This window comes from Mycobacterium sp. E136 (assembly GCF_001666865.1).
Taxonomy (GTDB): domain Bacteria; phylum Actinomycetota; class Actinomycetes; order Mycobacteriales; family Mycobacteriaceae; genus Mycobacterium.
In genome coordinates, this window is the sequence record NZ_LZJE01000205.1 from 1 (window position 1) to 19,667 (window position 19,667).

The window sequence follows — 19,667 nt, forward strand, 5'->3', positions numbered from 1 at the left end:
GAGCTGAGCCTGTCGCTGCGCCCCGATGGGCGCACCCGGCTGCATGTCGACATGGACATGAACGCCGCCGACGCGGTGAGCTACCGCAAGTTCATGGCCGACCTCGCCGTGTTCTACCGCGGCGGTGAGCTTGCCGACCTCGGATACAGCTACCGCGAATACCGGGCCGCGCTGACCGCGTCGGCGGCGTTCATGTCCATGTCGACATGCAGCCGGGTGCGCCCATCGGGGCGCAGCGACAGGCTCAGCTCGAGCACGTCACCGTCGAGGATCTGATGCGACTTCTCGTGCCGGATGGTCTCGAGGCGCTCGTCGGCAGCCGCGTGGTCCAGCTCGCGCAGGTCGTAGATCGTCACGGGCAGGCCCCGGTCCCCGATGCGCTGTGTGCCGTCGGGGAGGATTTCGACGCGCAACATCGGATGGCGCGCAACCAGTTTCGTCGCCGCACTCTGCAGCCGTTCCGGGTCCACGCCGGCGCCGTCGAATTCGACGTACAGGTGGGCGGCCACCCCGCCGAGTTGCTGATCGTCGTTGCGGCCCAACCACATCGCGTGCTGCATCGGCGCCAGCGGGAAGGGTTCGTTCTCGTCGCCCGCCGCGGCGGGTTCGGTGGCCCGCTCGGTGGCGTCCTCGCGGGTCCGGTTGGCCACCAGCGCCGACCACGCCGACACCGTGGGGTTCTCCGCGAGTGCGGCGAAGTTGATGTCGATGCCCTGCTTCCGCCAGCGGCCCGACAGCGACATCATGCGGATCGAGTCGAGGCCGGAGGCGATCAGGTCGGCGTTCGGGTCGACCTCGTCAGGACTCACGCCGAGGAGTTCGGCGACCTCCTCGCGGACGGTGCGATCGGTAGTGCGCATTGTCGACGAACCAGTCTCACCCACACCCACGCGTGCCCTCCAGATTAGTACAGGCTGCCCTAACTAACCCCAGGAACGCTACCTTATATTCGACGCACCTAACACACCTACCCCACGAGGTCGCATCCTTCATGAGCACCGGTTTTGAGCAGCGCCCATCGGCAGAACAACCGCTCGACAACGCCGGATTCGGCGACCTCACGGCCGGTTTCGTGCCGTTTCCGGCCGACCGCGCCGACGAGTACCGGCGCGCGGGCTACTGGACCGACGAACCGCTCGACTCGATCCTGACCGACGCGGTTGCGGCGTGGCCCGACCGGACCGCGGTGATCGACGACGCCGTCAGCTACTCGTTCGCCGAACTGGACGCCCGTGCCGACCGGATCGCGGCCGCGCTGGCCGACCGCGGCATCGTCCCCGGTGACCGCATGCTGCTGCAACTGCCGAACACCTGCGAGTTCGCCGTGGCCCTGTTCGGGGTGCTGCGCGCCGGCGTCGTCCCCGTCATGTGTCTGCCGGGCCATCGGTCGGCGGAACTGAACCATTTCGCCGCGGTCAGTGGCGCGGTGGGCTTGATCGTGCCCGATGCAGTCGGCGGCTTCGACTACCGCGAGCTCGCCGACGAACTGGTCAGGAACAACCCCGCGATGCAACACGTGTTCGTCCACGGTGAGCCGGGACGGTTCGAATCCTGGTCGGCGCTGGCATCTTTCGACGGTCCGCGCAGCGAGCGCCCGCCCCTCGACACCGATGCGCCCGCCCTCCTCCTCGTGTCCGGCGGCACCACGGGCCTGCCGAAGCTCATCGCCCGCACCCACAACGACTACCTCTACACCGCCAGGACCAGCGCCCGGGAGTGTCACCTCACCGGCGACGACGTGTACCTCGTCGTGTTGCCCGCCGGCCACAACTTCCCGCTGGCCTGCCCGGGACTGCTGGGCTCGATGAGCGTCGGCGCTACATCGGTTTTCACCACCGACGCCAGCCCCGAGGCGGCATTCGCGTTGATCGACCGGCACAAGGTCACCGTCACGGCGCTGGTGAACGCGCTGGCCAAGGTGTGGACCCAGGCGTGCGAATGGGAACCGGTGCTGCCGACGTCGCTGCGGCTCGTGCAGGTCGGCGGTTCGCGGATGACGCCGCAGGAGGCCGAGTACATCCGGTCCGGCCTCACCCCGGGACTGCAGCAGATCTTCGGAATGGCCGAGGGCATGCTGAACTTCACCCGCCCCGGCGATCCCGTCGATGTCGCCGTCAACACCCAGGGCAGGCCGATGTCACCGCACGACGAGATGCGGGTCGTCGACGAGTCCGGCGCGCAGGTGGCGCCCGGCGAGGAAGGCGAACTGCTGGTGCGCGGCCCCTACACGCTCAACGGCTATTACCGCGCCGACGAGGCCAACGCGCGCTCGTTCACCCCCGACGGCTTCTATCGCAGCGGCGACCGCGTGCGCATCTTCGCCGACGGCCCGCGGGCCGGCTATGTGGAGGTGACCGGGCGCATCAAGGACGTCATCCACCGCGGTGGTGAGACGGTGTCGGCGTCGGATCTCGAGGAGCATCTGTTCGCCCACCCGGCGATCTACGCCGCCGCGGCGGTGGCACTTCCGGACGAGTTTCTCGGCGAAAAGATCTGCGCCGCAGTGGTGTTCAAGGCCGCGCCGATCTCGCTGGCCGAACTCAACCGGTTCCTCGACGAGCGCGGCGTCTCGGCGCACTGCAGGCCCGACGTGTTGTCGCCGTTGCCCACGCTGCCCAAGACGGCGGTCGGCAAGGTGGACAAGAAGAAGGTCGTCGCGCAGCTGACGTCCTGAGCCCGAGGTTCGCTCAGGACACCTCGACCTTCTCCGCGGCTTCCGGCGCGTCGAGCAGTTCGACGAGTCGTTCGGAAACCGCCCCCGCAGTGGGATATTCCCACAGCAGGGTCGGCGGCAACGACAGTCCGGTCTGCCTCTCCAACTGCTTGAGCAGCCCGACCGTCATGATCGAGTCGACGCCGGTCTCCACCAACGGCAGGCTCGTGTCGACGTCGGCCTCGGCCACCCCCAGCTGGGCGGCCACGGCGGCGACGACGACCGCGGCGATGCGCTCCGGATCGGCGTCGACCAGGCTGACGTCCGGCACATCCTCGCTCACACCCTCGGACTCCGTCGGCGCGATGTCGGCCAGCATCGGCACCGACGCGGCCGCCGGAAGCAGTGGCAGCACAACGACGTTCGGGTCGTCGTGGCGCATCGCGAGGTCGAGCGCCCGCATCGCTTCGTCCGCGCCGATGGTGTCCATACCCAGCGCGTCGAGTTGGGCCGCGACGAAGCCGGACGTCGAGCCCATGCCCAGGCCGCGCCATGCGGTCCAGGCGACGGCGACGGTGCGGTCACCGAGAGACCGGCGGTGCCGCGCCATTCCGTCGAGGAAGGAGTTCGCGCACGCGTAGGCGCCCTGGCCGGGGAAGCCGGCGAGGTAACCGCATGACGAGAACAGCACCAGCCAGTCCAGTTGTTCGGGCGGGAACACCTCGTGCAAGGTCAGTGTGCCGTCGACCTTGGGACGCATCGCCGCGGTGAAGTCCTCGGGCGTCGTGTTGACCAGCAAGGCGCCGGCTTCGACCCCGGCCGCGTGGATCACCCCGCGCACCGGGGGCAGGTCGCGCAGCGCGGCGCGCAGCTCGTCGGCCGCCCCGGGTGCGGCGATGTCCAGCGCCACCGCGCGCACGGACACACCGCGCTCCTCGAGCGCCGTGACGGTGTGGACCAGATCCGAATCCGGTTGCCAGGCAGATCGATCGGGCATGCCGCTGCGCGAGAGCAGCACCAGCCGCCGCGCGCCGACGTCGGCCAACCGCTGCGCCATCCGCAGGCCCAGAGCACCGGTGCCGCCGGTGATGACGTACGTGCCGCCGGCCGAGCACTGCATCGGGGTCCCCATCCCCCGCCCCGCGGGCGCGAGCCGCGCCGACTGGGCGACACCGTCGCGGAACACCACCACCGGATGGCCCTGCACCGAGGCGAGGACGCCGACCGGCAGTTCGGCGGAAGCGATGTCGAGCACGCCGCCGAACGTCTTCGGGTGTTCGGCCGCGGCGACCCTGGCCAGCCCCCAAAGCGGGGCGTGCATCACGTTCGCGCCCTCGTGCACGCCCTGCGTGAGTACCCACATCCGCGCCTTGGCGCCCTGTCCGAGCAGCACGCGCAACGTCCGTGTCACGACTTCCACCGACCGCTCCGGCGTGTCGTGCTGGTCCGGGAGCACCAGCACCACGGTGTCGCGATCCAATGACACTGCGGCAGAGCTCAGTTCGGCGGCATCGCGGTAGAACGCATGTGGCACAGAGGCCGCCGACAGGTCACGCGCCACGAACTCGCGAGCGGCGCCGTCCCCGCCGACGATCGCGACCGCATTGGGCCGGCCGTCTGCCTGCCACGGCACCGGCTGCCACGACAGGCGGTGCAGCATTCGGGAAACGTCGCTGCCGGAGGGGCTTTCGAGTTGTTCGAACGACATGCCCATCAGCGAGGCGAGGACCTTACCGCACTCCTCTGCGAGCACGACGTCGGTCGTGGTGGTCCCTGGCCTGCGCCGAACATGCAGCAACGCCGCCGCGGGCGGGCGGCCGTACACCTGCACGCGGTCGATGTGAGCGGGCATGCGCAGCCGCGGCGGCCCGTCGAACACCGTGGAGGCCGCCGACGTCGCCGCGTCCAGCAGGGGCGCCCAGGTGTCGGGCGTCGTGCGGTCACCGCGGGCGGCGACCCTGGCGAGCAGTTCGCCGTCGCCTCCGTGCAATTCGAGGATCTCCCAGTCGAATCCCATCGCGGCGACACCGAGCGTCGCGAGCGTGTCCACCACATGATCCGACGGGAGGACCTCGCGGCACGCGTCGCGTGCGGCCGATTCGTCGAGCACCCCGCCGAGGAGGTCTTCGATGTCGTCGTCGGCGGCGACCACCGCGCTGCTGTGGGTCAGCCACCCGCCGTCGTCGGCGTCCTCGTCGTCGTCGACGAGGCGCGTGGCCAGCGTCAGCGCGCGGTCCTGCAGAACCACCTGGACGTCGCGGGCCCGTCCCGGTGCGACGGGTGTGCGCAACCGGACGTCCACGAGGTCCCTGCCTGCGCGGTCACAGGGCGAGTCGAGTTCGTCGGCGGCGCCCAGGAAGGTGTTGACGATGACGGCGGCGGGCACGATCTCGGTGCCTTTCACCGGGTGGTTGCCCGGATATGGACGGGTGTCGAGGTCGACGCGTGTCTGCCACATCTTGGCGGCCATCGCACCGGTCACCTCGATCCGGCCGCCGAGCAGGGTGTGGGTGTCGACGTCGTGCACGCCGCGGCCGCCGGGTGGCGGGGTGGGCGTGCGCCAGAAACGACGGTGATGCCACTGCGTGACCGGCAGGTCGGCCGCCCACGGCGTGGACGACAGCCGGTGCTCGACCGGCGCGCCGTGGCAGTGCAGGGCGGCGACCGCCGTTGCCACCGAATGCATCTGAAGGCGGTCGCGACGCAACAGTGGGACGACGGCGTGCTGGTCGACGCCGGTCGTCGTGAGCGTCTCGACGATCGAGTGCGCGACCACCGGGTGCGCCGACACCTCGAGGAACAGCCGGTGCCCGTCCTCGATCGCGGCCGAGACGGCCTCCGAGAACCGCACCCGGTCGCGCAGGTTCGCCACCCAGTAGTGCTGATCGCGTGGCGCCGTCGAGCGCGGATCGGTCAATGCCGTTGTGTAGAGCGAAGTTTCGGGTGTTCTGGACGGCGGCAGTTGCGCGGTGAGGCGACCGAGCTCTGCGGTGAGCGCGTCCATCGCCGGGCTGTGGAACGCGACGTCGGTGTTGACGCGGCGCACCATCATGCCCTGGTCGGTCCACTGTCGGCTGATGTCGTCGATCGCTGTCACCGTGCCGGAGATCACTGTCGACTCGGGCGATGCGCTGATCGCCGCCACCACGTCGGTCCGCCCGTCGAGTCGTCGCTCGGCTTCGGCGAACGGCAGCCGCACGAGCGCCATCGCACCCTTGCCCATGACCGATCGGAAGCCGCGGGCGCGATAGCACGCCACGGCGGCGCCCACCGTCAGGTCGAATACGCCCGCGGTGACGCATGCGGCGACCTCGCCGACCGAATGCCCGATGACTGCGGCGGGCGTGACGCCGCGCGCGCGCAGCACCGCGGCCAGGCCCACCTGCATCGCGAACGTGAGCGCCTGCACCTGGTCGGTGCCGCCGAGCTCACCGGTACTCAGCGCCTCGCGCGCGGAGAAACCGAGCTCGGCGGTGAACACGGGATCGATCTCGTCGATCACGGCGGCGAATTCCGGTGCGGCGGCGAGCAGTTCCCGCCCCATACCGGCCCAATGCGAGCCGTGGCCGGAGAACACCCAGACCGCACCGTTCGTGGCGGCCGGCAGCACCGTCCCGGTCACCACCGACGGGTCTGGGACGTCCTCGGCCAGTGCGGTCAACGCGGCGGCGATGCTATCGGTGTCGTCGGCGACCACCGCGGCCCTGGCCGCTTCGTGCGAGCGTCGCGTCCATAGCGTCGCCGCGACGCGCTCGATCGGCGCCGGGTGATCCCGCAGGTGTTCGGCGAGCGCGCCCGCCTGCGTGCGCAGCCGCGCGACGTTGCGCGCCGAGACGGGGATGATCGCCGGAAGACGTTGCGCTGCTGGATCGTTCGTGGAAGCAGGCGGCGCCTCCTCGAGCAGCACGTGGGCGATCGTGCCGCCGTAGCCGTAGCTGCACACCGCGGCGCGCCTCGGTGCACCGTCGCCGTCCCACGGTTCGACCTGTGTCGGGACCCGCAGGCCGCTGTTGTCCCAATCGACAGCAGGGGTCAACGAGGTGAGGCCCGCCGTCGGCGGGATGGTCCGGTGATGCAGCGCCAGCGCGGCCTTGATGAGCCCGACCACGCCGGCACCACCCTCGAGGTGGCCGACGTTGGGCTTCACCGACCCGATGCGGCACGGCGCGTCGGCCGGCCGGTCCGCGCCGTAGACCGATGCGAGCGCCCGCACCTCGGTGGGGTCACCCGACGGTGTGCCGGTGCCGTGCGCCTCGATGAAGCCGACGCTTGCGGGTTCGACACCCGCGAATCGGCATGCGCGGCGGAACATGTCGGCTTGCGCATCGCCGTTGGGCGACATGATGCCGACGGTGCGCCCGTCCTGCGCCACCGCGCCGCCGCGCACGACGGCGTACACGTGGTCCCCGTCGCGCAGCGCGTCGGCGAGCCGTTTGAGCACCACCACGCCTGCGCCTTCGCCGCGTCCGTAACCGTCGGCGGCGGCGTCGAAGGTCTTGCACCGGCCGTCGGGCGCCGTCGCACCCGCCACGTCGAGCACGCGGGTCAGGCCTGGGCCGATCAACGCGCTGACACCGCCGGCCAGCGCCAGCGACGTCTCACCGGCGTTGAGCATCTGGCACGCCTGATGCACGGCGACCAATGAGGCCGCACACGCCGCGTCGAGGGCGACGCTGGGCCCGCGCAGGTCGAGCAGGTGCGAGACGCGGTTGGCGATCCCGCACAGCGACGTGCCGATCCCGGTCCATGCCTCGATGCCGGGCAGGTCCTCCATGATGAGCTTGCCGTAGTCGTCGGAGTTGACGCCCATCAGCACCGCGGTGTCGCTGCCTGCCAACGACTTCGGCGGGACGCCGGCGTGTTCGAGCGCCTCCCAGCTGACCTCGAGCGCCAGCCGCTGCTGCGGGTCCATCAGCTCGGCCTCGCGCGGCGATACACCGAAGAACTCGGCGTCGAACCCGGGCAGGTCGTCGAGGAACGTTCCGAGCCGCGTGACGTCCTTGAGCACCGCGGCGTTGCGCGGGTCGCGCTGCAGGTACGGTTCCCAGCGTTCGGCGGGAACCTCACGGACGTCGCTGCCGCCGATGAGAAGGAAGTTCCAGAACTGGTCCGGCGTGCCGATCGCACCGGCCACGCGGCAACCGATCCCGATGATCGCGATCGGTTCGGGGCGTGCGGAATCGTCGGGTGAGGCGGTATCGGTCACGTCAGCGTTGTCCTGAAGTCTGGATAGCCTTGCCTAAGAAGCCACACGCCATGGCGGCCATACTGGCATAACCGCGCTCATTTGTGGGAGCTACGCAGGCGGCGCGAGCGTGGTGCCGGTCACGCCCAAAGGGCTTGCCGCGACGTCAATTCGCGCCGCCGCGTCGCCGTGCCGACGCCGTCAGAGGTTGCGGATGGCCAGCGGTTCGGCGCTGCCCGACACCCGGATGTCGATGCTGCGGATCTCCGAGGTGGGAATGCTCGTCGCCGCGGACAGCCCGGTCGCCTCGTCCCCCGCCGGGCGCCACGAACCGACGGCGGTCTGCGCTCCGTCGCGCGTCGTCACCACGATGTCGTAGCTCTCGACGTCGCGGGCCCAGTCCTTGGTGTACTCGCACGCCCAGTTGAGCTCGGTGCCCCACTTCTTCTCCGACACGGCCAACTGCGCGGTCAGGCCCTGACGCTGACCGGGCTGCATCGGCTCCAAAGCCACCGTCTGCACCGACGGCGTGCGCGGGAACACCGTCGCGCCGACGACTCCACCGACGATCGCGAGGGCCGCCGCGACGGCCACCGCCGCTGCGAGCATCGTGCGGCGCGACCGCCGCTGACGCTTCGCCGCGGCCTGGGCCAGCGATGCGACGTCGGAATCGGCGGGCGCCTCGCCCAGATCGGTCAACGCGAGGGCCTCGTCGCGGCTGAGCGCGCCCAGGATTCCAGGCATCTCCACCAGCTCGGTCAGCTCGGCGGCGCGCCCTGGGTTCGCGGCGAGGTAGTCCTCGTAAGTGCGCCGGTCCTCCAGGCTCAGCGCGCCGAGCACGTAGGCCGCATCCCATTCGGCGAGGTCGTCATCGGGTGTCCGGTCGAACTCCTGGCTCATTGGACAACCCCCCTTTCCTGCAGCGCGATCCGCAACGCGCGCAACGCGTAGTGCAGCCTCGACTTCACGGTGCCCGGCGCAATCCCCTCATGCGCGGCGATGTCGGCGACAGTCTGGCCGAGGTAGTACGCACGCACGATCGCGGTGCGATGGTCGGGGCTGAGCGATTTGAGCGCGTCGGCGAGCACCCACTTGTCGACCGCGGGACCGATCGCGTCGTGCGACGGCCGCTCGGGCAGGTCGTCGGTCTGCAGTTCGCGGCTGAAACGCGCGCTGCGCCGGTCGTCGATGACGAGGTTGCGCGCGACGGTGAACAGCCACGCCCGCGCGGCGTCGCCCGGCTGCTGCAGGATCTCCGGTTTGCGCCACAGCCGCAGCAGCGCTTCCTGCACCACGTCCTCGGCGAACGGCATGTCGCCGCGCGTCAGCCGCAACACGTACCGCAGCAGTGCCTGGCTGTGCTCGTCGTGGATCGCGCGCAGCAGCTCGGCCTGCGCGGGGTCGGGTGTCATCGCTCATCCACCGCAGTCGTCATCGCTGATCACAACGACAATCACCGGTCAATCGTTCAACGCCCGGCCCGCGAACGTGAGGTTATGTGCGAGAAATCGGCGAATTTTCGTGCACAAGCTCATGTTCAGGCGAGCAGATCGCGCACCACCGCGTCGGCCAGCAGCCGGCCGCGGTCGGTGAGCACCAGCCGGTCGGCGGCCCGGCGCAGCAGCCCGTCGGACACCGCGACCGCGGCACGGTCGCGTTCGGGCGCGCTGAGCACGTTGGTCGGCAGCCCGTCGCGCAACCGCACCCGCAGCATCACGTCCTCCATATGCATGGTGTCGGCGTCGAGGTGCTCGAAGTCGGCCACCGGCAGCCGACCGTCGGCCAGCGTCTGCTCATACGCATTCGGGTGTTTGACGTTCCACCAGCGCACCGCGTCGACGAAGCCGTGCGCTCCCGGCCCGGCGCCCCACCACTCGCCGCCGTTCCAGTAGCCGATGTTGTGCCGGCACTCGCCGCCCGGCCTGCTCCAGTTCGACACCTCGTACCAGGCGAAACCGGCGGCCGCCAGGCGCGCGTCGACCAACTCGTAGCGGCGGGCCAGCACGTCATCGTCGGTCGGGGCCAGCTCACCGCGTCGCACCCGTCGGGCCATCGCCGTACCGTCCTCGATCACCAGCGCGTACGCCGACACGTGATCGACGCCGGCCTCGACGACCGTGTCGACCGAGCGCAGCAGGTCGTCGTCGGACTCCCCCGGCGTTCCGTAGATCAGGTCGAGGTTGACGTGCTCGAACCCGGCGGCGCGGGCCTCCCGTGCCGCGGCGAGCGCCCGCCCCGGCGAATGCGCGCGGTCCAGCGTGGCCAGCACGTGCGCGGCCGCCGACTGCATGCCCAGCGACACCCGGGTGTAACCGGCCGCGAGGAGCTCGTCGAACAACATCGGAGACGTCGACTCCGGGTTGGCCTCCGTGGTGACCTCGGCCCCCGCGGCCAGCGGAAAGTGCGCGCGCACAGCGTCGAGGACAGCCGCCAGGCCGGACCCGCCCAGCAGCGACGGCGTGCCTCCGCCGACGAACACGGTGTCGACCTCGGGGATGCGGCCGAGGTGCCGCGCGGCCAGCGCCAACTCAGCCCGCAGCGCGGTGAGCCAGCCATCGGGGTTGGCCCCGCCCAGCTCGCCAGGGGTGTAGGTGTTGAAGTCGCAGTAGCCACAGCGAGTGGCGCAGAACGGCACGTGAATGTAGACGCCGAACTGCCGCCCGGGCGCAGGAGTCATCGCCGGCAGCGCCGCCGGTGCGGCCGTCGGAGTCCCTGCGGTTCGGACGGTCACCCAGTAAGTTTCCCAGACCGCGGTTTTGCTCACCGTGAGCGCAAATCTCGCCCGGTTAGGGCTGGTGCGGGTGTCCGTGGCAGAATGGCGGACGTGACTGCCGGCCGCATCTTCCCCCAGCGCGTATCGCTGGTGGCGCGTCGGCACGTCGACTTCAAGCGCGTGTGTACCTGTTGTTGTCTGCCTTGCGCTTGATCTAGGTCCCAGCCCACCCGTACGTACAGCTGGCCGCCGGATCTGCGCCGCCGGACAGCCACCCGGTGACCACGCGCGATTCGAAGGCCGGCTCCACCAAGGAGCCACCCCATGACCACCGCGGAATCCAAACCGAGACCCGCCAAGAAGACCCGCGCCGAAGGGCAGTGGGCACTCGGATACCGCGAGCCGCTCAACGCCAACGAGCAGTTCAAGAAGGACGACGACGCGCTCAACGTGCGCGCCCGCATCCTCGACATCTACTCCAAGCGCGGTTTCGACAGCATCGACAAGCAGGACCTGCGGGGCCGCATGCGATGGATGGGCCTCTACACCCAGCGTGAGCAGGGCTACGACGGCACATGGACCGGCGACGAGAACGCCGATCTGCTCGAGGCCAAGCACTTCATGATGCGGGTGCGCTGCGACGGCGGCGCGCTGAGCGCCGCGGCCCTGCGCACCATCGGCGAGATCTCCACCGAGTTCGCCCGCGACACCGCCGACATCAGTGACCGCGAGAACGTCCAGTACCACTGGATCCGGATCGAGGACGTACCGCAGATCTGGGAGCGTCTGGCCGCGGTCGGCCTGCAGACCACCGAGGCGTGCGGTGACTGCCCCCGAGTCGTGCTCGGTGGCCCTCTGTCGGGCGAATCGCTCGACGAGGTCCTCGACCCGAGTTGGGCCGTCGACGAGATCGTGCGCCGCTACATCGGCAATCCCGCGTTCTCCAACCTGCCGCGCAAGTACAAGACCGCGATCTCGGGCCTGCAGGACGTCGCCCACGAGGTCAACGACGTCGCGTTCATCGGCGTCAACCACCCCGAGCACGGCCCCGGACTGGACCTGTGGGTCGGCGGCGGGCTGTCCACCAACCCGATGCTCGCCCAGCGCCTCGGCGCGTGGGTGCCGCTGGAAGAGGTTCCGGACGTCTGGGAGGGCGTGACGTCGGTCTTCCGCGACTACGGCTACCGGCGCCTGCGCAGCAAGGCCCGGCTGAAGTTCCTGATCAAAGACTGGGGCGTCGAAAAGTTCCGTCAGGTTCTCGAGGACGAGTACCTGGGCCGCAAGCTGATCGACGGCCCTGCGCCCGAGCCGGTCAAGCACCCCATCGACCACGTGGGAATTCAGAAGCTCAAGAACGGGCGCAACGCGGTCGGCGTCGCGCCGATCGCCGGCCGGGTGTCGGGCACGATCCTGACCAAGGTGGCCGATCTCGCCGAGGCAGCGGGTTCGGACCGGATCCGGTTGACGCCGTACCAGAAGCTGGTCATCCTCGACGTCCCCGACGACAAGGTCGACGAGCTGGTCGCCGGACTCGACGCGCTGGGGCTGCCGTCGCGGCCGTCGGCGTGGCGCAAGAACCTGATGGCCTGCACCGGCATCGAGTACTGCAAGCTGTCGTTCGCCGAGACCCGCAACCGTGCGCAAGTCCTGGTTCCGGAACTGGAGAAGCGGCTCGAGGACATCAACGCGCAGCTCGACGTGCCGATCACGGTCAACATCAACGGCTGCCCGAACTCGTGCGCCCGCATCCAGGTCGCCGACATCGGGTTCAAGGGCCAGATGGTCGATGACGGCGACGGCAACTCGGTCGAGGGTTTCCAGGTGCACCTCGGCGGAAGCCTCGGGCTCGACAGCGGTTTCGGCCGCAAGCTGCGCCAGCACAAGGTGCTGGCCACCGAGCTCGGCGACTACATCGACCGGGTGGTTCGCAACTTCGTGAAACAACGCGAGCAGGGCGAGCGTTTCGCTACGTGGGCAATACGAGCAGACGAGGCGGATTTGCGGTGACGGATTTGATGAACGAGATCGAACTGCAGGCACTGGCCGAGCGCGGTGCCGCCGAACTCGACGGGGCGAGCGCGAACGACCTGCTGCGCTGGACCGACGAGCATTTCGGCGGCAATTACGTGGTGGCCTCGAACATGCAGGACGCCGTGCTCATCGACCTGGCCGCCAAGGTGCGTCCGGGAGTCGACATCCTGTTCCTCGACACCGGCTACCACTTCGTGGAGACCATCGGCACCCGCGACGCCGTCGAGGCGGTGTACGACGTCAACATCGTCAACGTCACCGCGGAGAAGAGCGTCGCCGAGCAGGACGAGTTGTTCGGTAAGGACCTGTTCGCCCGCGAGCCCAACGAGTGCTGCCGGATGCGCAAGGTCGAGCCGCTGTCGAAGGCGCTGCGCGGTTACTCGGCGTGGGTGACGGGCATCCGCCGAGTCGAGGCGCCCACGCGCGCCAACGCGCCGCTGATCAGCTGGGACAAGGCTTTCGGGCTGGTGAAGATCAACCCGCTGGCGGCTTGGACCGACGACGACATGCAGGAATACATCGACGCCAACGGCGTGCTGGTCAATCCGCTTGTCTACGAGGGTTATCCGTCGATCGGCTGTGCACCGTGCACGGCGAAGCCCGTCGAGGGCGCCGATCCGCGCAGCGGCCGCTGGGCGGGCACCGGCAAGATCGAATGCGGGTTGCACGCCTCGTGAGGCCGCAGTGACGCTCGTGCTCACCGCGCACGGCAGCGCCGACCCGCGCTCCGCGGCGGTCACGCACGCCGTCGCGGGCCGCATCCGGAGACTGCGGCCCTGGCTCGACGTCCGTCCGGCGTTTTTGGAGCAGAACGGGCCCAGCCTGTTCGACACGCTGAGCGGCCTGCATACCCCCGGTGTGGTGGTTCCGTTCCTGCTGGCCAGTGCATTTCACGCGCGTGTCGACATCCCTGCGGTCATCGAAGATTCGGGCGCGATGGTCGACCGGGCCGAGGTGCTCGGTGAGGATCCGGCGTTGCTGACGGTGCTGCGTCAGCGGCTGGCCGAGCTCGGCGTCTCCCCCGACGACGAAGGCGTTGGCGTCCTCGTCGTCGCAGTCGGGTCGTCACGCCCGGACGCGAATGCCAGGACCGCGACGGTCGCGCAGCTGCTGCGGTCCGGAACCCGCTGGGCGGGAGCCGAAGTCGCGTTCGCCACCGGCCCGTACGCCGACCTCCCGGACGCCGCCGAGCGCCTGCGCGCCCGCGGTGCCGAACGTCTGGTCATCGCGCCGTGGTTCCTGGCGCACGGCCGGATCACCGATCGCGTCGCGGAATACGCTGCGGCGCACGGTATTGCGATGGCCGAGCCGCTCGGATCGCACAACCTCGTCGCGGCGACGGTGCTGGACCGCTACGACGCGATCACCGCGGGCGCCGCGGCCGCCGCCTGATCGGGCGTCAGGGCCGAATTTCGAACACGTTGTTGAACGGGGTCTGCGCGGCCAGCCGGAACCGGCCGAAGCCCGCCTCGGTTACGACGTCGCGGATGCGGGCCGGGCCCGCCTGAGTGCCCAGCGCCATGCCGACCGGCTGCGCCATCGACGACGGTGTGCACAGCAGCGTAGAGAAACCGTAGTACGCGCGCCCGATCGGATTGAGGTTGTCTTCGACCCGGTCGCCTGCTGCCGGTTCGACCACCATCCACGTGCCGTCCTCGGCGATGACCTCGCGGATGTGGCGTGCGGCGCCGATCGGGTCGCCCATGTCGTGCAGGCAGTCGAACATCGTCACCAGGTCGTACGGTCCGCCGTCGAAAGCGTCCGCGGGCGCGACCCGGAATTCGACCGCTGACGTGGACCGCGTGCGCTCGCGAGCCACGTCGATGGATCCCGCGTGACCGTCGACGCCGACGAACGTCGACGCCGGAAACGCCTGTGCCATCAGCAATGTCGATGCCCCATGGCCACATCCGACGTCGGCCACCCTGGCGCCGGACGCCAGTTTGCCCACGACGCCGTCCAGCGCGGGGAGCCAGTCGTTCACCAGGTGCGCGGTGTACGTCGGGCGGAAGAACCGTTCGCATCCGACGTGGACATCGGCATTGTGATCGCCCCAGCCGACTCCCCGACCGCTCGACGCCGCCTCGACGATCCGGGCGGCGTCCGCCGCGGTTCCGTGGGCGATCTGGAACAGACCGCCGACGAACGCGGGACTGGTCTCGTCGGTGAGGGCGACGGCTTGCTCAGGAGGCAGCCGGTATCGGCCTGTCAAGGGGTCGTATTCGACGAACGACCCGGCCGCCTGCGCATTGAGCCACTCGCGGGCGTAACGCCCGTCGGTGCCGGTGCGCTCGGCCATTTCGGCCGGGGTGCTCGGCCCGTGTTCGGCGAGCGACCGGTAGTACCCGAGGCGGTCGCCCATGACCACGAGGGCGCAATTGAGTGCGGCGCCCGCCTCCTCGACTGCGCGGAAGACGAAATTCATCAGCTTGTCCTGGTCGACCAGGGTCGGTGTGCTCGAGGTGTCCATAACCCCACCCAACCAGGCGAATCGCCCGCGCGGAATAGGGCAATTGCCCCATCTTCAGTCGGGAGTCAGGACTTCGGCAGCGCCTCGGCGTCGGCCCTGTCAGCTGGCGGAACATGCGTGCCGTCCGGCAACGGGGGGACCCGGGTGGCGCGGACGTAGACCGTGTCGCCCTCCTTGAGCCCGAGCGCCTCGGCGTCCCCTCGGGTGATCTGCGCGGTGAACGGCATCTGATCGCTCGCACTGTGCAATTCGACGCGAACCTCGAATCCCAACATCACAATCCGGTCGATGACCGCGCGCACCACCCCGGTGGCCTGTACCGACTCGTCGCTCGAAGCGATCGCCATCTCCGGGTTGCGGCCGACGCGGATATCGTGCGGGCGGACCAGCGAACCGTTGAGCGAGGACACAGCGCCGAGGAACGACATCACGAACGCGTTGGCGGGCGTATCGTAAACCTCTGGGGGAGAGCCGATTTGCTCGATGCGGCCCTTGTTCAGCACCGCGATCCGGTCGGCGACGTCGAGCGCCTCGGACTGGTCGTGGGTCACGAGCACCGTGGTCACGTGCACCTCTTCGTGCAACCGGCGCAGCCACGCCCGCAGGTCCTCACGCACCTTGGCGTCCAGCGCGCCGAACGGTTCGTCGAGCAGCAGAACCTGCGGGTCGACCGCCAGCGCGCGGGCCAACGCCATGCGCTGACGCTGGCCGCCCGAGAGCTGATTGGGGTAGCGGGTCTGAAAACCGGCCAGCCCCACCACTTCGAGGAGGTTGTCGACCTTCTCCCTGATCTCCGCCTTGGGCCGCTTGCGGATCTTCAGCCCGAACGCGACGTTGTCGCGCACCGTGAGGTGTTTGAACGCCGCGTAGTGCTGGAACACGAACCCGATGCCGCGGCGCTGCGGCGGCACGTCGGTGACATCGCGGCCGTTGATCGTGATGGTGCCCGTGTCGGGCTGGTCCAGGCCCGCGATCGCCCGCAGCAGCGTCGACTTGCCCGACCCGCTCGGTCCGAGCAGCGCGGTCAGCGATCCGGAGGGCACCTCGAAGTCGACGTTGTCCAAGGCCGCGAAGTCTCCGTAGCGCTTGTTGGCTCCACGCACGACGATTGCGTTCGTCATCTGTTCTGTCTCCCTACGCCTTGCCCGCTCGGACCCGCCGCGCGTCGAGGACCAACTGCGCGACCAACACCACCACCGCCACGGCCATCAGCAGCGTCGACACCGCATAGGCGCCGTATTCTGCGCCGCGGGTGTAGCGGTCCGATACCAACAGTGTGAGCGTTTGCGATTTCCCCGGCAGGTTCGACGACACCATCAGCACCGCGCCGTATTCGCCGAGGGTGCGCGCGATCGTCAACACCACGCCGTAGGTCAGACCCCACCGGATCGACGGCAGCGTCACCCGCCAGAACGTCTGCCACCACTGCGAGCCCAGCGTGGCCGCGGCCTCCTCCTGATCGGTGCCGATCTCGTGCAGAACCGGTTCGACCTCGCGGATCACGAACGGCACGGTCACGAAGATGCTGGCGAGCACGATGCCGGGGAATCCGAAGATGATCTTGAACCCGAGGCTGGTCTCCACGAAGCCGAACAGCCCCGCCGAGCCCCACAGCAGGATCAAAGCGACGCCGACCACCACCGGGGACACCGCGAACGGCAGGTCGATGACGGCCTGCAGCGCGCTCTTGCCCCGGAACTTGTTGCGTGCCAACACCAGTGCCGTCGGCACACCGAACAACACATTGAGCGGCACCACGATCGCGACCACCAGGAGCGACAGGTTCAGTGCGGATATGGCGGCCGGGGTGCTGATCGATTCGACGAACGCGCCGACGCCCGGCGAGAAGGTGCGCCAGAGAATCAGCCCCACCGGCACGACGACCAGGATGACGACGTAGGCCAGCGCGAGGTAGCGCAGCAGGTGTTTGACGACGGGCGACAGGGTCATTGCACCAGCTCCCGCCGGGCCGCGCGCGAGCCGATCGCGCGCAGGATGAACAGCACGACGAACGAGATCAGCAGCAGCACTATCGAAATCGCCGCCGCGCCGGTGCGGTCGTCGTTCTCGATCAGGGTGCGGATCCACTGCGACGACACCTCGGTCTCGCCGGGCACGGCGCCACCGATCAGAACGACAGAACCGAACTCACCGATCGCGCGGGAGAACGCCAGGCCCGCGCCCGACAGCAGCGACGGCAGTAGCGCGGGCAACATCACCCTGGTGAAGATGACCCAGTTGTTGGCGCCCAACGACGCCGCGGCTTCCTCGATCTCGCGGTCCAGCTCCAACAGCACCGGTTGGACGGACCGCACCACGAACGGCAGCGTGACGAACAGCAGCGCCACCCCGATCCCCCACTTGGTGTGCTGCAGGTGCAGCCCCACCGGGCTGGCCGGGCCGTAGAGCGCCAGCATGACCAGGCTGGCCACGATCGTCGGCAGCGCGAACGGTAGGTCGATCACCGAGTCGATCAGCCGCTTGCCGAAGAAGTCGTCGCGCGTCAGCACCCACGCCACCAGCAAGCCGAACACCATGTTGACCAGCGTCACCCCGAACGACACGGTCAACGTCACCTTGAACGACTCGATGGCCGCGTTCGAGCTGACCGCCAGCCAGAACGCCCGCCATCCGCCGCCGACCGCCTGCCAGAGGATGGCGGCCAGCGGCAGCAGCACGATCAGGCTCAGCCAGATGGAGGCTGCGCCGACCCGCAGCGACGTCGACCCGTGCCGACGCCCGAGGAATCGGGAGCCGTCGCCCGGCCCACCACCGGTGAGCTCGGGCCGGGCCACGACGGAAGAGGTCATCCGGTCGCCTGGGTGTAGATCTTGGTGATGGAGCCGTTGGTCTTGTCGAACAACTCGGGATCCAGCTTGTCCCAGCCGCCGAGATCCTGGGCGGTCCACAGCTTGGTGGGCGCGGGGAACTTGTCCCTGAACTGTTCGAGCACGGCGGGGTCGACGGGCCGGAAGCCGGCCTCGGCCCACAGCTTCTGCGCCTCCGGCGTGTAGAGGAAGTTCTTCAGCGCGTTCGCCTTGTCCAGATGCGCGCTCGATGTCACCACGGCGACCGGGTTCTCGATCTTGAAGGTCTCCGGCGGGTTCACATACTCGAGGTCGAAGTTCAGTGCCTCGTTCTCGTAGGCCAGCAGCACGTCGCCGCTGCCCTGCCGGAACACGTCGGTGGCCTCACGGCCCGAACCCGGGCGCAGCTTGATGTGCTGGGTCACCAACTCCGTGACGTAGTCCAGCCCGGCCTGGGGATCCTGGCCGCCCTTGCTGGCCCACGCGTACGGCGCCAGCAGGTTCCACTTCGCCGAGCCGGAACTCAGCGGGCTGGGCGTGATGACCTCGACGCCCGGTTTCAGCAGGTCCGGCCAGTCGCGGATGTTCTTGGGGTTGCCGGGTCGCACCGCGAGGGAGACCACGGATCCGAACGGGATGCCTTTGGTGGCGTCGGCGTCCCAGTCCTTGGCGACCTTGTCGGCCTTGACCAGGCGGGCGATGTCGGGTTCGACGGAGAAGTTCACGATGTCGGCGGGCTTGCCGTCGACGACGGCACGCGACTGGTCACCCGAGGCGCCGTACGACGTCGTCACGCCGACACCCTTACCCTCCGGGGAGGCGGCGAAGGCGGGGATGATCTTGCTCCAACCCGGCTCGGGCACGGCGTACGCGACGAGCGTCAGCGTCGTGTCGGCGCCGTCGCCACCGCCCTCGCCTGCCACGTCGCTCGAGCCACCACTGCACGCGGCGAGCATGGTGGCGGTCGCGGCCAGCGCCGCTGCGGCGCGCCAGGTTCTGCGAATGTTGACCATCGGTGACCTTTCGTTGGGGGACTTCGGCGGAACCCGACCCGACGGAGAGGCGATGGATCAGCGCAAGGGCGTCATCCCACAGCCGTTACCGACACCGAACCGCGGACGGGCGGAGGAGTCAGCAACAACAACAGACATCAGCGACAGCGCTCAAACCCACGGCAATGAGGGCCACCACATGGCCGCTCTTGTTGCCGGACGCTGTTTGCATGGCGGGAAGCCTAACAGGTTTCTCGCAACGTGCTCATCGAGGGTTTCGCAGGTGTCAGCGGGTGAACAGCCACATGACGATCACCAGTATCAGCAGGATGACGAGCACCAACGTCACCCGCGACCGCGGCATCCCGCCGCTCATCGGTCGGCGTCCGGTTCGTCGTGGCGAACGTGGCGCAGCAGTCTGATCCCGTTACCTAGGGCACCGTCGAGCACCATCGCGATGCCGTAAGCGAGCGCGAGCACCACCGGCATCACCACCGCGGTCTGGGCGACGAACGGCAGGCCGGTGAGCCAGAGCTCGACACCGTCCCACCAACTCAGGAAGCCACCCACGCGGCCAGCCTAGGCGATGCGAAGATGGGCCCGTGCCCGCCGACACCACCTGCATCGTCGCCGGAGGCGGTCCTGCGGGAATGATGCTCGCGTTGGTGCTCGCCCGCGCCGGGGTCGCGGTCACGGTGATGGAGAAACACGCCGACTTCCTCCGCGATTTCCGCGGTGACACCGTGCACGCGAGCACACTGCGGTTGCTCGACGAGTTGGGACTCTCCGACGAGTTCGCCGCCATCCCGCACCGCG

Annotated in this window: 17 protein-coding genes and 1 pseudogene; 6 read left to right on the plus strand and 12 right to left on the minus strand. The window is 69.2% G+C overall.

The window, feature by feature from the left end:
* Positions 1-170: 170 nt before the first annotated feature.
* Positions 171-860 (minus strand): annotated as a pseudogene (locus A5698_RS13415) (phosphopantetheine-binding protein); the annotation flags it as partial.
* A 131-nt stretch (positions 861-991) separates the two neighbouring features.
* On the opposite strand from A5698_RS13415, the gene A5698_RS13420 reads away from it, so the two are divergent.
* Positions 992-2,674, plus strand: coding sequence for a (2,3-dihydroxybenzoyl)adenylate synthase (locus tag A5698_RS13420; protein WP_068297439.1), 1,683 nt, complete (start codon positions 992-994; stop codon positions 2,672-2,674).
* A gap of 13 nt (positions 2,675-2,687) precedes the next feature.
* On the opposite strand, the gene A5698_RS13425 is transcribed toward A5698_RS13420, so the two are convergent.
* The 4 genes from A5698_RS13425 to hemW form a co-directional block, all read right to left on the minus strand.
* Entirely contained in the window at positions 2,688-7,859 is a 5,172-nt protein-coding gene (locus A5698_RS13425; RefSeq protein ID WP_068297442.1) for a type I polyketide synthase, read from the minus strand.
* A 180-nt stretch (positions 7,860-8,039) separates the two neighbouring features.
* Positions 8,040-8,738, minus strand: a complete 699-nt coding sequence (locus A5698_RS13430; RefSeq protein WP_068297445.1) for an anti-sigma factor — start codon at positions 8,736-8,738, stop codon at positions 8,040-8,042.
* Positions 8,735-9,250, minus strand: a complete 516-nt coding sequence (locus A5698_RS13435; protein WP_068297448.1) for a sigma-70 family RNA polymerase sigma factor — start codon at positions 9,248-9,250, stop codon at positions 8,735-8,737. Before A5698_RS13435 ends, A5698_RS13430 begins: the two co-directional genes overlap by 4 nt.
* A gap of 125 nt (positions 9,251-9,375) precedes the next feature.
* Complete coding sequence (gene hemW / locus A5698_RS13440) at positions 9,376-10,515, minus strand: radical SAM family heme chaperone HemW (protein WP_068297451.1); 1,140 nt, start codon at positions 10,513-10,515, stop codon at positions 9,376-9,378.
* Positions 10,516-10,653: 138 nt separating this feature from the next.
* Here hemW and A5698_RS29855 point away from each other — a divergent pair, with 138 nt between their 5' ends.
* The 4 genes from A5698_RS29855 (at position 10,654) to A5698_RS13455 (ending at position 13,974) form a co-directional block, all read left to right on the plus strand.
* Positions 10,654-10,764 carry an Ms4527A family Cys-rich leader peptide gene (locus A5698_RS29855; protein ID WP_353612402.1) on the plus strand — a complete coding sequence of 37 codons (111 nt, stop codon included), beginning with the start codon at positions 10,654-10,656 and terminating at the stop codon, positions 10,762-10,764.
* 111 nt (positions 10,765-10,875) lie between these two features.
* The gene (locus A5698_RS13445; RefSeq protein ID WP_068297454.1) at positions 10,876-12,558 is read left to right on the plus strand and encodes a nitrite/sulfite reductase; all 1,683 of its coding nucleotides are present in this window, start codon (positions 10,876-10,878) and stop codon (positions 12,556-12,558) included.
* A gap of 8 nt (positions 12,559-12,566) precedes the next feature.
* Positions 12,567-13,259, plus strand: coding sequence for a phosphoadenylyl-sulfate reductase (locus A5698_RS13450; RefSeq protein WP_068297477.1), 693 nt, complete (start codon positions 12,567-12,569; stop codon positions 13,257-13,259).
* Between the two features lie 7 nt (positions 13,260-13,266).
* Positions 13,267-13,974, plus strand: a complete 708-nt coding sequence (locus A5698_RS13455; protein ID WP_068297456.1) for a sirohydrochlorin chelatase — start codon at positions 13,267-13,269, stop codon at positions 13,972-13,974.
* Between the two features lie 7 nt (positions 13,975-13,981).
* On the opposite strand, the gene A5698_RS13460 is transcribed toward A5698_RS13455, so the two are convergent.
* From A5698_RS13460 to A5698_RS13485, 7 genes are all read right to left on the minus strand, one after another.
* Positions 13,982-15,052, minus strand: a complete 1,071-nt coding sequence (locus tag A5698_RS13460) for a class I SAM-dependent methyltransferase (protein ID WP_068297458.1) — start codon at positions 15,050-15,052, stop codon at positions 13,982-13,984.
* Positions 15,053-15,117: 65 nt separating this feature from the next.
* Positions 15,118-16,173, minus strand: a complete 1,056-nt coding sequence (locus tag A5698_RS13465; RefSeq protein ID WP_068297461.1) for a sulfate/molybdate ABC transporter ATP-binding protein — start codon at positions 16,171-16,173, stop codon at positions 15,118-15,120.
* Positions 16,174-16,186: 13 nt separating this feature from the next.
* A complete protein-coding gene (cysW, locus tag A5698_RS13470; protein WP_068297463.1) occupies positions 16,187-17,002 on the minus strand; it encodes a sulfate ABC transporter permease subunit CysW in 816 nt (271 codons plus the stop codon).
* Positions 16,999-17,862, minus strand: a complete 864-nt coding sequence (gene cysT / locus A5698_RS13475; protein WP_068297466.1) for a sulfate ABC transporter permease subunit CysT — start codon at positions 17,860-17,862, stop codon at positions 16,999-17,001. The genes cysW and cysT overlap by 4 nt, the downstream gene beginning before the upstream one ends.
* Positions 17,859-18,872, minus strand: a complete 1,014-nt coding sequence (locus A5698_RS13480; protein WP_068297470.1) for a sulfate ABC transporter substrate-binding protein — start codon at positions 18,870-18,872, stop codon at positions 17,859-17,861. Before A5698_RS13480 ends, cysT begins: the two co-directional genes overlap by 4 nt.
* Before the next feature lie 118 nt (positions 18,873-18,990).
* Positions 18,991-19,083, minus strand: a complete 93-nt coding sequence (locus tag A5698_RS29860) for an Ms4533A family Cys-rich leader peptide (RefSeq protein ID WP_353612401.1) — start codon at positions 19,081-19,083, stop codon at positions 18,991-18,993.
* A gap of 140 nt (positions 19,084-19,223) precedes the next feature.
* Positions 19,224-19,421, minus strand: a complete 198-nt coding sequence (locus A5698_RS13485) for a hypothetical protein (RefSeq protein WP_068297474.1) — start codon at positions 19,419-19,421, stop codon at positions 19,224-19,226.
* A gap of 80 nt (positions 19,422-19,501) precedes the next feature.
* Between A5698_RS13485 and A5698_RS13490 the strand changes: the two genes are divergently transcribed.
* The coding region (locus A5698_RS13490) for an FAD-dependent monooxygenase (RefSeq protein ID WP_231967398.1) at positions 19,502-19,667 on the plus strand (166 nt) is incomplete at its 3' end.

Bases quoted from the DNA above. Each gene is read 5' to 3' on its own strand.
- cysT (WP_068297466.1), bottom strand. From the start codon at position 17,862: ATGACCTCTTCCGTCGTGGCCCGGCCCGAGCTCACCGGTGGTGGGCCG.
- A5698_RS29860 (WP_353612401.1), bottom strand. From the start codon at position 19,083: ATGCAAACAGCGTCCGGCAACAAGAGCGGCCATGTGGTGGCCCTCATT.
- cysW (WP_068297463.1), bottom strand. From the start codon at position 17,002: ATGACCCTGTCGCCCGTCGTCAAACACCTGCTGCGCTACCTCGCGCTG.
- A5698_RS13435 (WP_068297448.1), bottom strand. From the start codon at position 9,250: ATGACACCCGACCCCGCGCAGGCCGAGCTGCTGCGCGCGATCCACGAC.
- A5698_RS29855 (WP_353612402.1), top strand. From the start codon at position 10,654: ATGGCGGACGTGACTGCCGGCCGCATCTTCCCCCAGCGCGTATCGCTG.
- hemW (WP_068297451.1), bottom strand. From the start codon at position 10,515: ATGACTCCTGCGCCCGGGCGGCAGTTCGGCGTCTACATTCACGTGCCG.
- A5698_RS13480 (WP_068297470.1), bottom strand. From the start codon at position 18,872: ATGGTCAACATTCGCAGAACCTGGCGCGCCGCAGCGGCGCTGGCCGCG.
- A5698_RS13465 (WP_068297461.1), bottom strand. From the start codon at position 16,173: ATGACGAACGCAATCGTCGTGCGTGGAGCCAACAAGCGCTACGGAGAC.
- A5698_RS13460 (WP_068297458.1), bottom strand. From the start codon at position 15,052: ATGGACACCTCGAGCACACCGACCCTGGTCGACCAGGACAAGCTGATG.
- A5698_RS13450 (WP_068297477.1), top strand. From the start codon at position 12,567: ATGAACGAGATCGAACTGCAGGCACTGGCCGAGCGCGGTGCCGCCGAA.
- A5698_RS13420 (WP_068297439.1), top strand. From the start codon at position 992: ATGAGCACCGGTTTTGAGCAGCGCCCATCGGCAGAACAACCGCTCGAC.
- A5698_RS13445 (WP_068297454.1), top strand. From the start codon at position 10,876: ATGACCACCGCGGAATCCAAACCGAGACCCGCCAAGAAGACCCGCGCC.
- A5698_RS13430 (WP_068297445.1), bottom strand. From the start codon at position 8,738: ATGAGCCAGGAGTTCGACCGGACACCCGATGACGACCTCGCCGAATGG.